The organism is Streptococcus merionis DSM 19192, from assembly GCF_000380085.1.
Classification (GTDB): Bacteria; Bacillota; Bacilli; order Lactobacillales; family Streptococcaceae; genus Streptococcus; species Streptococcus merionis.
Genome location: NZ_KB904550.1, coordinates 44432 through 60769 on the forward strand (window position 1 = coordinate 44432; position 16338 = coordinate 60769).

General features: G+C 34.3%; 14 protein-coding genes and 1 tRNA gene. 2 read left to right on the forward strand and 13 right to left on the reverse strand.

Annotated features, from left to right (window positions below; all coding sequences use genetic code 11):
- Positions 1–57: 57 nt before the first annotated feature.
- A complete protein-coding gene (rsmG, locus tag A3I5_RS0106285; protein ID WP_018373761.1) occupies positions 58–771 on the forward strand; it encodes a 16S rRNA (guanine(527)-N(7))-methyltransferase RsmG in 714 nt (237 codons plus the stop codon).
- Positions 772–1052: 281 nt separating this feature from the next.
- Here rsmG and A3I5_RS0106290 read toward each other — a convergent pair whose 3' ends face one another.
- The 13 genes from A3I5_RS0106290 to A3I5_RS0106345 form a co-directional block, all read right to left on the reverse strand.
- Positions 1053–2882, reverse strand: coding sequence for an acyltransferase family protein (locus A3I5_RS0106290; protein WP_018373762.1), 1830 nt, complete (start codon positions 2880–2882; stop codon positions 1053–1055).
- The gene (locus A3I5_RS0106295) at positions 2872–3285 is read right to left on the reverse strand and encodes an MORN repeat-containing protein (protein WP_018373763.1); all 414 of its coding nucleotides are present in this window, start codon (positions 3283–3285) and stop codon (positions 2872–2874) included. Before A3I5_RS0106295 ends, A3I5_RS0106290 begins: the two co-directional genes overlap by 11 nt.
- Before the next feature lie 70 nt (positions 3286–3355).
- Positions 3356–3775, reverse strand: a complete 420-nt coding sequence (locus A3I5_RS0106300) for a low molecular weight protein-tyrosine-phosphatase (protein WP_018373764.1) — start codon at positions 3773–3775, stop codon at positions 3356–3358.
- A 68-nt stretch (positions 3776–3843) separates the two neighbouring features.
- Positions 3844–3916, reverse strand: a tRNA-Thr gene (locus A3I5_RS0106305).
- A 368-nt stretch (positions 3917–4284) separates the two neighbouring features.
- Positions 4285–5007 carry a lantibiotic immunity ABC transporter MutG family permease subunit gene (locus A3I5_RS0106310; RefSeq protein ID WP_018373765.1) on the reverse strand — a complete coding sequence of 241 codons (723 nt, stop codon included), beginning with the start codon at positions 5005–5007 and terminating at the stop codon, positions 4285–4287.
- A 2-nt stretch (positions 5008–5009) separates the two neighbouring features.
- Positions 5010–5759: a lantibiotic immunity ABC transporter MutE/EpiE family permease subunit gene (locus tag A3I5_RS0106315; RefSeq protein ID WP_026216959.1), complete on the reverse strand. Its 750-nt coding sequence runs from the start codon at positions 5757–5759 to the stop codon at positions 5010–5012.
- Between the two features lie 2 nt (positions 5760–5761).
- Positions 5762–6454: a lantibiotic protection ABC transporter ATP-binding protein gene (locus tag A3I5_RS0106320; protein ID WP_018373767.1), complete on the reverse strand. Its 693-nt coding sequence runs from the start codon at positions 6452–6454 to the stop codon at positions 5762–5764.
- Positions 6455–6468: 14 nt separating this feature from the next.
- On the reverse strand, positions 6469–9426 hold the full coding sequence (locus A3I5_RS0106325; protein WP_018373768.1) for a lantibiotic dehydratase: 2958 nt from the start codon (positions 9424–9426) through the stop codon (positions 6469–6471).
- A gap of 18 nt (positions 9427–9444) precedes the next feature.
- Positions 9445–10686 (reverse strand): lanthionine synthetase C family protein, encoded by a 1242-nt coding sequence (locus A3I5_RS0106330; RefSeq protein ID WP_018373769.1) that lies wholly within the window; start codon positions 10684–10686, stop codon positions 9445–9447.
- Positions 10670–12460, reverse strand: coding sequence for an ABC transporter ATP-binding protein (locus A3I5_RS0106335; protein WP_018373770.1), 1791 nt, complete (start codon positions 12458–12460; stop codon positions 10670–10672). Before A3I5_RS0106335 ends, A3I5_RS0106330 begins: the two co-directional genes overlap by 17 nt.
- A 108-nt stretch (positions 12461–12568) precedes the next feature.
- Positions 12569–12709, reverse strand: a complete 141-nt coding sequence (locus tag A3I5_RS12325; protein WP_083903311.1) for a lantibiotic streptin — start codon at positions 12707–12709, stop codon at positions 12569–12571.
- A 149-nt stretch (positions 12710–12858) separates the two neighbouring features.
- On the reverse strand, positions 12859–14214 hold the full coding sequence (locus A3I5_RS0106340) for a sensor histidine kinase (protein WP_018373771.1): 1356 nt from the start codon (positions 14212–14214) through the stop codon (positions 12859–12861).
- Complete coding sequence (locus A3I5_RS0106345) at positions 14207–14893, reverse strand: response regulator transcription factor (protein ID WP_018373772.1); 687 nt, start codon at positions 14891–14893, stop codon at positions 14207–14209. The genes A3I5_RS0106340 and A3I5_RS0106345 overlap by 8 nt, the downstream gene beginning before the upstream one ends.
- Before the next feature lie 299 nt (positions 14894–15192).
- On the opposite strand from A3I5_RS0106345, the gene ald reads away from it, so the two are divergent.
- Positions 15193–16305: an alanine dehydrogenase gene (ald, locus tag A3I5_RS0106350; RefSeq protein WP_018373773.1), complete on the forward strand. Its 1113-nt coding sequence runs from the start codon at positions 15193–15195 to the stop codon at positions 16303–16305.
- Positions 16306–16338 lie beyond the last annotated feature (33 nt).

The following is a 16338-nucleotide window of genomic DNA, read 5'->3' on the forward strand; positions in this document are numbered from 1 at the left end:
TCAAATTTCCTTAAATTTATGATAAAATGGGTATAGTTTACAAGAAAAGGACGCCCCATGACACCAGAACTATTTTACAAGCTTTTAGCTGAGCAAGGGTTTGAACTGACAAGTCAGCAAAAAGTCCAGTTTGAGCGCTATTTTGAGCTGCTCGTCGAATGGAATGCCAAAATCAATCTAACAGCCATCACAGACAAAGAAGAGGTCTACCTCAAACACTTCTACGACTCGCTGGCACCTGTCTTACAAGGATTGATTTTTAATGAACCTATCCATCTTTTGGACATCGGAGCTGGGGCAGGCTTTCCTAGCCTGCCCATGAAGATACTCTGTCCTGAGCTTGATGTGACCATTATCGACTCGCTGAATAAACGCATTACCTTTCTCAACTATCTAGCTGATGAACTAGGCTTAGCCAAGGTGCATTTTCTCCATGGCCGGGCAGAAGATTTTGCCCAGCAACCTACCTTTAGAGCCCAATTTGATCTGGTTACGGCCCGAGCTGTCGCCCGTATGCAAGTCCTCAGTGAACTGACCATTCCCTTTCTCAAAATCAAGGGGCAACTCATTGCTCTAAAGGCCAGTTCTGCCGAAGAAGAAAACCTTGCTGCTAAAAATGCCCTCAATACCCTCTTCTGCCACATAGTCCTTTCTAAAGATTACCGGCTTCCTAATGGTGATCCTCGAAACATCACTTTGGTCGAAAAGAAAAAAGAGACACCCAAAAAATACCCGCGCAAGGCAGGTATTCCAAATAAAAACCCCTTATAATGATAAACAAAAGATTCGCACGAATTAAGCCTCCTGTGCGAATCTTTTTATAGTTTTTTTACTTTAAAACATGTTTGATAGTCAATGGAATCAAGAACGATATAACTTCGGTTCAGAAAAGCATACTAGATGAAGCTCTGATTTTGAGACAAGTTTGCCCTAATCTTGTTTCAATCTATTATACTAGTTTTACAGAAATTTTCGAAAGCGTGTCCTTGAGCAACTAACCAAATATTTTTTAGATTGCTTTAAAATGGACTGACGATACCTTTTGACGCTGACTATTCTGACTTGGTGGTCAATCTGACAGAGCTCTTACTAGCTTTTGCAAGAGCATCTGTTACTGTTTTGGCATAGATTTCTTGTCCTTCTCGGATACTGTCACTGTCATTTCCAAAATGAACATAATCTGTAAAATGCCAGATTTGTGGGGAGTTGATGGCAACTTTGTACCAATCAGCTACAGTCACCCAGTCGTATTTTTCAGCTAATTTTAATTCATAATCTCTCGTCAGATTCGCAAGAGATGCAGGATTTCCGGCCACTCGACCATCGTAAGGCGTCACCAAAATCAAACGATGCCCTTGAGGTACTGCTTTAATAATGTTATCTAATACTTCCTCATAGTTTGCAATCGTATTGGTTCCTGCGGCAATCACGACATCTCTAGGTAGAGTGCGATTTTTAATGCTTTCTTGCAAAAAGGCATAAGCTCCCTCAAGCGTACGACTAACTTCTCCTTCCACGACAACACCGTCAATCGCATCAGTCAGACCATCACTAGCTCGCAAAGCTACCGAATCCCCAATGACAAGCGTTCCTTCATAAACACCATAGTCAGAAGCAATTCTGCCATCAACAATCTGACGGGTCTGTGCCATTTTAGTGTCAGCTTGCTCTAGACCTTGGATCATCAAGTCTTTTTCCAAAGCACCAATACGAGGAGAAAAGAGCGATAGACCTAAAGCAAAGAGAGCAAAGACGCCTGCAACAATGGCTAGAGGTTTTTTAGCGCTGGTTAAATCAAGTTCAACCCCAGCAAACTTGACAGCTCTTCCCATCACTAAAGGCTCCAGTATGTAGAAAGACAAGCTCGCAAAGGCCACTGATAAGAGCAATGTCAGCCCAATCGCCACCCCTTTGTTGGTCATTTCAGAAAAAATGATGAAAAATGGCCAATGAAAGAGATAAACACCATAGCTGATATTTGCCAGAAAAATTAGGACACCTGGTTCAGCGATATTCGGTGTCTTCTCATGCAGGACACGAAAAGCCAAAATAAGCGCTACTGCTGCAAGGCTGGCCAGGATAAAACCAATCCAGTAAGTCCATAAGTTCTCAAAAGTCAGGACAAGTGTTAAAATTCCCAAAACCAGAAGAGCAAGCAAGATGCCACCAAATACCTTTTTCGTATCCAATTTCTGGCTCAATTGTTTAAAAGCGGCTGTCGTCTGTCCAATACCTGATAAGGTCGCTAGAATCGCTCCGATAAAAAAGGTGAAGCCATGCTTGCCAGTTGCATAGTAAATAGCTGAAAGATTATCAGCATTAAAACTGCTCCAGATAAACCTTCCAAACATCACCAAGAAGAAAAGGCTCGATAAGCCAAACAGATAGGCTCGAAACTGCTCCTTGCTCTTAGCAACACGGCTCAATCCCCAGGTTAGAGCTCCCCATAAGAGGTAAAGCTGAACTTCTATGCCCAAAGTCCACGTGTGAACGAAAAGATGGGGCACAAATTGGTTTTCATAAGAACCACCCTGTGCAATTTCAAAATAATTGGTGATAAAACCAATGGCTGCGGCTATTTGAGAGCCGATACCCGCCCTAAAGTCACTACGAATAAGAAGCGTTAAAGGCAGAACCACTCCGATCATCAAGAGAACAGGCGGCAAAATCCGATACAGACGACGTCTATAGAAGCCAACGAGATCAATAGCATCTGTCTTTCCAAATTCATCTAAAAAGATAGCTGTTGTCAGAAAACCAGAAAAAACGAGAAAAATATCTACCCCGAAAAAACCGCCTCCAAAAACACTTGGCAGAAAGTGATAGAGCAAAACCATGCTCATCCCCAAGATTCGGACGAGTGAAAACCATTTAATTCGCATCCTGATAGGCTCCCTTCTCGAACTTGCCTTCGTAGACAACACCATTTTCTGTTGTTAACTTTCCTTGGCCATGAGCGACACCATTGACAAAGTCGCCCTCATAGACCCAGCCAGACTTAGCGGTGAACTTGCCCTTGCCTTGAAAGGTTCCATTGGAAAAATTTCCTTTGTAGACATCACCGTTTGAAAAGGTCAGCTTGCCTTGTCCATTCATTTTCTGGCGGACAACTTGCCCTTCATAGACGATAGCCCCATCTTTGTAGCTAGTCTTCACCGTTTTTGGAAAACCAGACAATACCACAAATAAACCACATAGGACAACTAATCCCGCAGCAGCCATTTCTAAATTTCGCCGATGCAAATGTGGTTTTAAGCGCTCGTAATAATACTGAATCAATTCCATATGTCTCTTTTGCTCCTATATACTAACCATTATACTATATTTTAGAGCGTTTTTGAGATAAATGACAGTTTTATGTCAATTTTTTTACCCATTCTTGACATCCAGACAGGACACGTTGGTAGGTATCTTCAAAGTCACCCGTGTACCATGGATCAGGGACCGATTCTTCTGCAAATTGGACAATTTTGTTATGGTATTTAGGATCTGACATGGCTTTGAGGTTTTCAACATTTGAAGCATCCATACCGATAATTACATCAAAATACTCAAAGTCATCTGAACTCATCTTTGTCGAATCTTTTTTCACATCATAAGCAATCCCGTACTGTTTTAAAATGCCCTGAGTTCCCTCATGAATCGGATGACCATGCTCCCATCCAGAAGTTGCGCGACTCTCAATCTCTAACTCATCTGTCAAAGACTTCATGACAAACTCAGCCATAGGACTGCGACAGATGTTACCCAAGCAAACAAAACATACTTTTTTCATATAGAAACTCCTATCCTATTGTATTATTGGAAAAAGCCCTGAGACAAACATCTCAGGGCTGGGGGAAATGCTAATTGCCGGGATCGAACCGGCGACCTCATCCTTACCATGGATGCGCTCTACCGACTGAGCTAAATCAGCGTACTTGAAAAGTATATCATAGAGTCTATAGACTGTCAATAGCTTGACTCAATTTTTCACGCATGTCGCAAGAGCAATTTCTCCCAGACTGACGTCCATCTAAACCACTAGTGGAACTTACTGTAGGAAGTTACTGAATTCCCTCCTTCTTAATATTATGGCAGGTGACTCTATCGGTAGAAGAAATGAGAGGAAAATTAAAAGAGCCTAAGACAAAAAGGCTCCTTTGGACAAAATCATAAAAACTCACTATATTATTCGATTAAAATTTATACCTATTTTTAGTCAGATAAATTAGAGAGTCTTTATAACTTGGAAAAAATGGTATTTGTTATTAACAGATAAATAAAACTCAAAAATAGATATACTCAGCTTTCCGTTAATCGATCTTGATTCCAATTCTGAAATACTCGCCTATGGAGCAAGAGCATTGCGATCGAAATAATAGCCATAACAATAAGATGAATGCTAGCTATTTTCTGTTGATTGAATAAGACATCTGATATTCTTAAAGGCCATGACCATGGAATAAAAAACCATACCTTGTCACCTAGACTTGTTTCGCAAAATGCCGCAACAATCACCCCTATCATAGAAATTCCTAGTGCTACTCCTATACTACATAAATAACTAATGATATGATTTATTATATATGTCGCAAAAGCAAGAATGATATAAAATGAAATGTTCAAAAAAACAACTTGAAAATTTACTATTGCACCACTCATTATCACAAAGATGCCGAATAGAGCAAAAGAAACCAGTAATACTATACAGTAGCACATCCATAGAAATATCAATTCTATAAAAAATGGCATGTAACTCGACAGTGAATACCCAAGCAAATACTTGAATTTTCCTGCTTCTTCTTCTAAACTCTTTAACTGAATGGTTACAATACTAGAGGCAAAGGGAAGAAGTACTCCTACTATTTGGAAATAGGAAAACAATGCAATATTGTTTTGTATATCCCCACGCTGGATCCAGTAAAAGAATAGAAGTAGTGGAAATAATAATGTAGCTAAAATGTGCACTAGTAAATAAGACGTGTTTTTTATTTTTATGAAATTAGATTGTAAATAAGATTTCATTGCTATCTCACCTGCCTTTTAAAAGATATAGCAGCTAGCTCAGTTAATAAAATGAAGAAAAAGATACCTAAGCTAAGAGATATGAAAACAAGTGAATAGTCAGGAATAAAATCAGAACCAAAAGGAATACCATTTATCCTCATGCCTGTCATCGGCTCAAGAAGCTTCATTGACCAATCATAAGGAAACAAATACCATTTATCTAAGAGAGAAAAACTTGTACCAATAATTAGTGGAGATATAGTATTAATAATCATAACAAAATACAAATTAGTTTTTCTTGACAGCCATAAAGTAAGCGGAATTTGCCATAACGTAGTCAACCAAAGTAATAATATAGTCAGCAATATTCTCCCCAGACTTGTGATACTAGGTGTCGGTATAACTAAACTGACCACCACAAGCATTAAACCTAAGATTATGCTAATTGTTAAATTGATAAAAGCTATCAATATGACTCTTGTATATTCTACCTTTTTTAAATCAACGTCCCTTGATAAGAAAATCGAATACTTGTTAGAATCCTTTTCAAGTTTGTTTAACAGTCCAGAATTAACTGAAATAATAACATTAATCCAAATAATTCCCCATTGGTTCAATGTTGTTTCTGCAGTTAGACGTAAGATACTTTCACCACCTAATGCAGAAAATAACAAAGATAACATGATGCAAATGATGGGAAAAAGAAAGACCAACTTATAGATACTTGTATTTTTTATTTTCAGTAAATTAGACAGTATGATTTTCGTCATAGTCAACCTAACCTCCTCTCAGATAAAATTAGACCATTAAACAGTTGCTCAAGATTCTCAGAGCCATCATATTCTTTCTCTAGGATAATCTTTCCTTCATAGATGAAACCAATAAAATCAGCCAGATGTTCAACCTCCGAAAGAATATGACTTGAAATCATGATTGTCATTCCTTCTGATTTAAATGATTCTATAATTTCCCTCAATTCTTGAATTCCAATAGGATCCAAACCATTAGTAGGCTCGTCCAATATAAGTAAATTAGGTGAATTTATTAAAGAGATAGCTATACCTAACCGTTGCTTCATCCCAAGAGAGAATTGTTTTACTGGTCTCTTATCAATATTCCCCAGACCAACTTTCTTTAATAATGGAAGTATGGTGCTATCTGAAATACCAAGCATTGTTGTAACTACTTTCATATTATCATAGGCACTCAAATTCTTGTAAAGTGGTGGTTCTTCAATAATACTCCCAATTTTGCGCAAATCTCGACGTGACCACTCTCTGCCTTCAAACATAATAGAACCACTCGTCTTATTAATTAAACCTGTCAAAATTTTCATTATAGTTGATTTTCCAGCACCATTTGGACCAATTAAAGCATAAACTTTCCCTTTAGGAATATTCATATTGACATTATCTAATACAGTTCTCTTACCATAAGATTTTTTTAAGTTTTGTACTTTTAACATATTAATCACTCCCATTATATATACTGTTGAGCATTTAGTGTGTAGTAAGCAAAACAATATACCTTCTCTTCAAATTCTCTATCAATTCCGTTTAATCGGTTCATTGATAAATGCAAAAAACTTCCTACTAAATTAAATTTAGTATTATAAATAGTATTTGAACTACCAAATTGATTGTATTCTTCCATATAAGATGCGAGATATTTATCCATTTCCTGGAAAAAATCATATTTATCTAACGCTGAGGCTACTCCATTCAGGCTCTTCATATACTCAATAGGTAAATCAATTGGTAAATTTTTAAATTCTTTTTTATATTTTCCAGTATAATTCTCAAATAGAAAAGAAAGCCTTGTTTCTTTATCTTTAAAGAAGTAATTTAGATAGTGTAAAACCAAATAAGTGGCACAAATTAATCTTTCATTATCTGAGAATTCTATTGTATTATTCATCAATAAAATAGATTCTTTACAAAAAATTTCCTCAGCATAACTTATTAAATCAGGTCCTCCATATCTATTAACTTCTGGCTTATAGCTACTCACTTCTATATCAGAGATAATACCATTTTCTATCAGTTGGGGTAATAAATCATGAACTACTGACAAATACAAAGAAAAATTATTTTCAATTGAATTACAATTTACGCGAATTCTTACATGATCATTGATGTCATTATATCTCATGTAGAACATTTTGGTTTGATTACAATTTTCTGGTACTCTATTCGCAAAAAAATGGTTCCAGTAACTTAATAGTTCATTTTGTCGTTCTTTTGGACCATACAATTTTAAAAATAGCCAGTCACAAAATGGTAAATATGTTTTCTTAATTTCATTTTTAAAGATTACCTTAGTTTCGCGACTTACTTTTTTATTTAAGTTTTTAATGATTGGAACCACTATTTCTGCGTTGTAGTTACCCAAATATTCTTTAAAAATTGACTCCCCTTTCTCAATTTCTCTTAGTGAAACAAGTGCGTATTTCTTAATATTTTTAAATAAAATCTCTAAGTCATCATCCATAGATAAGTCTAGCCTTAATTCATTATCTGCATATTTCAAAATGCTGTCCTTGGGAACTTTGTATGTCTTTCTAAAATTATCAAATATGACTTTTTTATCAGTAAATTTATTTTGAGTTAGTAGCTGTTCTCTCATCACTGATAAATTCCATTGTGCAGTAGCTATCGTAATTCCCTCAAATGAAATTTCAGGAATATAGACTCTTTCCTGAGCCAAAATATCCCACGGAAATAAAGACCAATGTGATAAACCATACTCAAACTCTGATATATCAACCAACAATCTCAGTACCTTACTTTGGCTATCAGAATTCAACATATTATTCATAGTAAATTTTAACTCATTCTCCCCATCTCTTGTTGTAAAATGAAACTTACCTTCACTATACCTTATATAAATGTCTTCTAATCTAATCTCATTTGTTGAATCCCATGATGTTGTAAAAAATGAGGTATTAAAGGATTCGTCACTATAATTTTGCATTACATTCGCTATTCTTATCTGCTTCGGAACGAATGATAACTCTACGTTCATACAATTTTGCTGATTTAACTTTTTAATTGTTGTTCTTAATCGTTCGCTTAATGTGTAGAATCTACCGAAACTTCTACCAGCCTGACCAGAACCAATGTTGGCACCTAAATATAACTTGACATCATTATTTAGCTTTTTGATATTAAAATTTAACTCAAATGATTCTAAACTATTATTTTGATCTATTTCAAAATCATCTAAATCTCTTGAGCTAAATTCAATACCACTACCATTTAAAAGAGCATCCTCATATTTCTTTTCAAACATTTGCATTATTGGGTCACTTAACTCTATTTCTTCTCCTGATTCATCTTTGTAATATTCCGGAAATCCTATGCCAATATCTTTATTTATTACTTCTACAAATGGAATTGCACAATTTTCTCCATATTTTCCAATAAATTTCAATTGATACTCTTCAAACGAATTTTTCCGACCTCCTCTTCTCTTTACGCTAGCATTCAACTTTACAAACATTCCTGCAAACTGCTTTATAGTTTCAGAAGATTTTTCTGACAATATATCAAAATCACCATCAAACTTTGCTAAGGAATCTACCTTTAGATAATTACCACCATTATCATATTTATGAATATTTTTCATAACATCAAAGATTCGAAGAAGTAAATTACTACCTTCACCGATTTTTAAATCATTATAATCTTCAATCATATTTTTTAAATTATGTAAATCATTTATTAGTTTTCCTTTTTCTAATTTTGACAATAAATAATCTAGGGAATTAATATTACAAATTGGTGGCCTCAAATCTGAAATTAAAAAATCATTTTCAACTAAATTGTAGATAAATGATGTTAGTACTTCTAAAGCTACCTCTGGATAGCTATTTTTAAGTATGTTTATCAATGCTTCATAGCTTACATAGTCTTTTTGACATTTTTCAATCAATATCTGAACTGGCTTCAAAAGGCTTATATTTCTATCCTCCTCAAACTCATTCACTGTAAATGGTAATACATATCTATCTCCTTGGATAAACGCTGCTGTATTTATCTTAAAGTCAAGCTTTTCAATATTCTTTATTTCATAAGATTTCACTAAAGAATATACCCAAAGATAATCTGGTGCTGCTTTTTTAGCAAAGCTAATTTTTTGCACATTAGAGTTATTTTCATTCGTTAGGTCAACTACATTTATTGCAGTAAAAATTCCAAACGGAGTTGTCCGAAATGCTGCTCTTTTTGCGTAACTCTTTAATGATACTTTTACATTTTGTTTTTTCTTTTCATTACATTTATCAATATTTATTACACTATTATAGAGACTAGGACTAGCAACTAGAAGTTGCTCCATAAAAACTTTATCATTTATCAGTTCCTCATATCCTTTATTATAAAATTCTTGTTTTTGCAAAGGAATGCGGATCATACCTCTTGGAAATATATTATACATCTTGTTCTCCTCTTTTAATTAAATAAACATTCTTTCCCACAACAATTCCTCATCACTATAAGGATTTAATAAAAATAAGACTATGCCTGACACCCCCTGTAATATACCAACTGACTCCAGTTCAACTTCTACTTCCCCTAATTTTTCTCTATCAGTATATCCAAATATTTTCTGCTCTGAGAATTGCATTATTATTTCTTGGCGTAGGTAATCTGCAAAATTTGCTAATTCCACATTTGAATAGCTTCTACCAATCAAATCATATATAAAGGCAACACCTGATAATCCATGACACATTGACGGTGAATAAATATTTTTTTCTGTACTGTTCATCTGAGCAACCAAACTTTCGACAATATTATCAGTATAGTTTAAATCCATCAATTGACATATTTTAAATAAAGCGAGTGCTGTTCCAGGAGTACCATAGCACCACGCCATCCTAGTAGGAAGATTTTTAAAATCAAAATTCAAAATATTATCAGAATATATTTTTCCAGGCCACAGTTTATCTTCTCTTCTACATAAGAACACTAGCTTAATAGCTTTATTCAATATCTCTACATCTTCTTTTAAGATTCTTTCTGATTTTAATTTTGCTAATGTTAACATTGGGCCAACAATTCCATGAGCAATACCCAAATCTAATTCATTTTTTGTGTCTACAGAACAATTTGTTACTTTATACAAAATTGTCTCAACGTACTTCAAAAGATAAGTCCCTATTTGTTTTAATTCTTCAAAAAAATATTCTCTCTCAAGTATTAAGTAATTAACTATTCCACTAAAACCGTTAACCATATCATAGTCAAATGGCTCAATAATCCTCTTATCAATATTTGATAAACTTATAATCAATTTTTCTTGAGTTTGTTCTTTCAACAGGCAATGTAAAGAGCTCAACAGCTTTGTATAATATTTTCCTGATATACTAGCTTCTCTAATAGCTAATGAAATACCAGCAGTTCCCGCATAAAGAGATGGGGATTCTATGCCATCTTTGGAGATGATTTCAACTAATTTCTCAATGTGTATGTTAGACAACGCTATATATTTCTCTTGTTTTGTTACTTTATATAGTGAACTATACATTAAGATTAATGATGGTATACCGTGACTTAAAGATTTCTCAAAAAAAGTATTTTGGTATTTAGGTTCTATGTTAATTAGCGCTTTATTTGCACTTTCTGCTACTACCCGTTCATAGTTCGTGAAACTACCAGCAACATAACCTAAAATTTGTTCAATTTGAGGTGTCATATACAATTCCAATCTCCTTATCTAACAAATTTTTGAATTTCATACCTTTAGTGTTTAAATCATTGAAATTTCCTATCTCGACTACGCCACCATCCTCCAAGTACAAAATTTCATCTACAAATTGAGTAATGCTTGGCTTATGTGTAATGAAAATACCAATTTTATTTTGTGATAATTCAAAAAATGTTTTAAAAATTTTTGTTTCAGATTCTGGATCTAAAGCAGAACTAGGCTCATCCAAAAAATAACAATCAGCTTCTTTAAGATAAACTCTTGATAATGCAATTTTTTGCCACTGCCCACCAGAAAGCTGTCTCCCATCCTCGAACCAATTTCCTAATTGCTGTTCTAAGTCTAGCTGATTAGTTTTTTCCTGCTTAGCATAAAATATTGAATCAATTCCCGTACGCTTTAATGTGCTTATTAAATCCTCATCGCTATACAACTTTGATAGCTCACCTAATCCAACATTTTCACGAAGTGTCAACTCATATTTCAAGAAATCTTGGAATAACGCTGATATCCTCTTATAATATGATTTTTTCTGTATTGAACGAAGATTTATACCATTTATATAAATATTTCCTTCATAATTATCATAAAGTCCGCAGACTAATTTAAAAATAGTACTTTTCCCAGAACCATTTTCACCAACAATTGCTAGTTTTTCTCCTGAAGTAATTGAAAAACTTATGTCATTTATCACATTTTCCTTACCATTATATGAAAAAGAAACATGTTCAAACTCAATAGACTGAATATCCTCAACTATATTTTCTGTTAGATTATTGTATCCTATCTCATCATGAGTAAAATCATACAGTAACTCCATGTACAGTGAGCCATTGTATAAAGAATAAATATTGTTCACTATATTTTGTGTACTTGTTTGCATTGTAGATAAAGATCTTATAAAAGTCGTTACATTTCCAATTAAAAGTATTCCTAAAAATGCTTCTCTAACCGCAAGGAACATTATAATTGATTCTACAGTAATCTCCAAAATTCCCAATAATATACCATATTTCATTTTAGACTTATTTATACTATTTTCCTGACTAATAAATAATTGATTATTTTTGTCAAATTTTTTTAAAAAATAGTTTTCTAATATGCCTAACCTTAATTCCTTAACAGCAAAATCATGTGTTAAAATATGACTAATATACCAATTTGCCCTTTCATCACTACTCCGTCTATATAACATTTCAAATTCGTTTTTACCTATTCTTAAGTATATATAAATTGAAATTATAGGAAGAACAATCAAAAGTGGAAAAATTGATATCTTCCAATTCAACAGAATGATAAAGGAAGAAATAAATAATACTAATGAAGATAGTACAGAAATAATAGATTTATATATTTGAAACGGTTTATAGGATATTTGATTCTGTATACGTGTAATGTCATCATATATCTCTGGTGTTTCAAATTCAGCTAATGTTAACTTTACAGTTTTCTGCATGACCAAATGATTCATCTTATAATGCAAAAGTATCTGTAATTTAGTATCAATATACCCATCGACTTCTCCAACTATAATAGTCAATAATGTTAAAATAACATAAAGGGTAAAAGAAATCATCAATGTGTGAAAACGATCAATATTGCTTGCAATAATATTTAACATATTTTGCACTAATAGCATACTAAAAATTGGTAAGATCCCTTGAAACAGACTAATACCAATTGAGAACATTAACAATGAAAATCCTGCTTCTTTTACAAGATTGATTGTCTTCATTAAGTTCTTCAGTTGAGCTTTAATCATATATAACTTCCTTATCTACTAATAAAGGAGCAAACTAAAAACAGTCTACTCCTCTAAACTTATAAATATATCGGATTATTTGAAACTACAGTAATAATAGTAATTGAATTATTTAATAGTTGTTGTAAAGCAAACTAATTTCCAACATGAACCAGGTGTGCAAAGATAGCGACTACCAACAAGTGGTTCAGCAGAGTTATTTTTGGTTGTTTTTAAATCTAGGTCGAAATCTTTAATTGTGTTCTTCATTTTCCACTTCCTCGCTTTCATTTAAGTAACCGATATATTTACACTATCATTATGTCATTTCAAGTTCAGAATTTGTTCAGAAAAAAAGTATTTTAAGCAGATAATCAAAAAATTCTTTATGATTTCTGCTTAAAATACTTCAAATTCCATCATAGTTTCTGGAGGTTCTTTTTAATGGATAAAATTGCACTCGCTCCTCCTCTAGCTGGATTAAACAATCGGAGGCTTCCACCATGCTTAGTAGCAACTCCGTTGACAAAAGCTAATCCAATCCCATAATGCTGGCTTCCTCTGCTATAATCTTCCGTATAAAATAACTTATTCCCATTTTTCAGAGTGTTTTCACTAAAGGGCTGACCATTGTTCCATATTTCAAAATAAATTTGATTGCTTGACTCAGACAATGTGACCTCTATTTTCTTATTTGATACTGGCGTAAATCTAATTGCATTAACTAAAAGATTAGAAAGTGCCCTCATCAAATGGCTCCCATCTCCATAAAAAGAAGTGCTTGTAAGTCGATTACAAAGGGAATATGTAACCTTGTTCATATTCAAAAGGTCGTTGACCTCAAAATGCAACTCATTTAATAGCTTCTCAATGATAATCAGTTTCGCTGGTCTCTCTTCTGAGAGCATTCGTGTATAGGAAATTAAAGAATTGAAATATCCTTCAAGAACCGAAATACTGTTATTCATAGAAAGTGTATAATCTTGTTGACTGGTAGATAAGACAGTTAATTCTAGTAACTCTAAATTTCCTTTTAGAACAGTCAACGGTGTCTTAATATCATGAGAAAGCGCAGCAATTTGGAAGGATAAATCTTGCTTTTCTAATTTTTCTCTATCAATCAAATTTTTCAAGTTATCTCCTTTTGCATGTAAGGTTCTCAGGATATCGTCAAATTCGATTATTTTAGAATAACTTTCTTGTTCAGATATGCTATCTCTCCCCATTTTATTGGCTGCTCTCTTAATTTTCTTGAAATTTAAAGAAATTTCTTTTACAAACCGTGTTAAAGCAACTATGATACTAATACTCATTCCAAAACCTAGAAAATAAAAAGTAAGCATATTATACGAAATATTTCTAAAGTAGTGGTTAGAGAATTCTGGTATCTCATTATATCTGATAACAACATAATAATTATTGTTTGTATACAAATCATAATGCACCGAGTTTAAAGTTAAATTGCTTTTTTCTTCGACAACTTTTTTAAACAAAGAAATTTCTTTAGACAGGTACTTCCCTTCCATAATCTTATTTGTTTCTTTATCAAAAATGACATAATCTAATCCCAATGATTTCATATAGTTTGTCAGTTGTTTGACTGTCTTTTTATCTTCAGTACGATACCTTTCTCCAACATTATGAGATGTCACTATATTTAGTTTTAAGAAAGAAAGTGACATAATTACAACCATTAAAATTGTAACAAAAGTTCCAAGGGCAATTTCAAAAACTGTACGCCAAACACGATTTCTTATTGAATATTTTTTAAACATCCCATTTATAACCAACTCCACGAATTGTTTTTATTGGATTAATTCCAAAACTTGAAAATTTTATTCTAATTTGATAAATATACTCTGAAATAGAATGAAATAAAGCCGAAGATTCCTCATTATATACTTGTTCATATATTTCTTCTTTCGAGAAAACTTTATACGGATGACGTGAAAGTAACTCTAGAATATCGTACTCTCGATATGTCAGTGGCAAAGGTTCCTTCTCAATATACAGCATGCGTTCCTCTAGATAAATTTCTATCGGTGGGAAGCTACGCTTCTCTCTCGCGTTTTTTTCACTCTTTGATTTTGTCCTCTCCTCCCTCTTCAAATGAGAGTTAACCTTAGCTGTAAATTGTTTAAGGCTAAATGGTTTTACGATAAAGTCGTCTCCTCCTATGTTTAGAGCCTGAATAATTTCCTTATCAGTATCTAAGGCACTGACAAAAATAATTGGAGAATACACTTTTTCACGGATTTTCTGACAGAATTCAATACCGCTAATAGTAGGCATCATGATATCTAGGAGAATTAAATCATAACCCTTGAAATCATCAACATTTATTGGTAATTGTATTTCCTGGTAAATTGTTACGTGATAATTTTCAATCTCCAAAGCTGTCTTCATGAGCTTTAAAATTTCTTTATCATCATCAATGGCTAAAATCTTATACATCATTACCTCTTTGGAACAATCAATCGTCCACTAACCAAATGTAAGTAGTAAAGCATGAACCGTTTCCCAAATAAAATTATTAACTGAATAACAATAACCTTTCAACATTTAATACAAAAGGTATCAATTTATATTATACCATAATTACTTCCTTCATATTTCATCTAGATAATTCAATTAGAATTTTTTATTGAGCAACTTCCTAAAGTAAGTTATGAGTTTTTCATTTTTCAGGCTCTAACTTGAAATCGCTTCAATTTTCCACTAGAATAGATATATGAGAAAGAAAGGGGAATCGTATGCTAATTGGTATTCCTAAAGAAATTAAAAACAATGAAAATCGTGTGGCATTGACACCTGCCGGTGTTTACGCCCTTGTTCAAGCTGGACATCAGGTTTTGATTGAAACTCAAGCTGGGCTTGGATCTGGCTTTGCAGACGCAGATTATGTCGCTCAAGGCGCTCAGATTGCTCCAAGTGCTGCTGAGACGTGGGCCGCAGAACTCGTTGTCAAGGTCAAAGAGCCGCTTAAATCTGAATATCCTTATCTCCGTGAAGATTTAATTCTCTTCACCTACCTTCACATGGCAGCTGCGCCAGACTTAGCTGAAGCCATGCTCCTCAGCAAGGTCAATAGCGTTGCTTATGAAACTGTAACGAATGCCCAAGGCCAGCTCCCCCTTCTCACACCTATGAGCGAAGTTGCTGGACGCATGGCGGTGCAAATCGGGTCCCACTTCTTGACTAGGCAAGAGGGCGGTTCTGGTGTGCTTCTTAGCGGTGTTCCAGGCGTTCCTAAAGGCAAGGTAGCCATCATCGGTGGTGGCGTTGTAGGAACTCATGCTGCACGTATCGCCTTAGGTCTCGGCGCTCAAGTGACCATTTTGGACATCTCTGCTAAACGCTTATCTGAATTGGAAGAAGTCTTCGGCAGCCAAATCCAGACTCTCATGTCTAACCCGCTCAATATCGCGGAAGTCGTGAAAGAGTCCGACTTAGTTATCGGTGCAGTCTTAATTCCAGGGGCTAAAGCACCTAAACTTGTAACAGAAGATATGGTCAAAACGATGCGTCCTGGTTCTGTGATTGTGGATGTGGCAGTTGACCAAGGCGGTGTCATCGAAACTGCAGATCAGACAACAACGCATGATGAGCCTGTCTACGTCAAGCACGGCGTCCTTCACTACGCTGTTGCTAATATCCCTGGCGCTGTTCCTCGCACATCTACCATTGCGCTAACTAATGTGACCCTTCCTTATATCCTTGACTTAGCTAATCTCGGATTTATCGATGCTCTCAATGGCAATGATGGCCTGAGAGCAGGTGCTACAACTTTCCAAGGCAAACTTGTCAGCCAACCCGTCGCTCGTGATTTAGGCCTTAACTATGTTCCTATTGAAGAATTAATTTAATACTCTTTGAAAATCGTTAACTCGTCTGAGTAA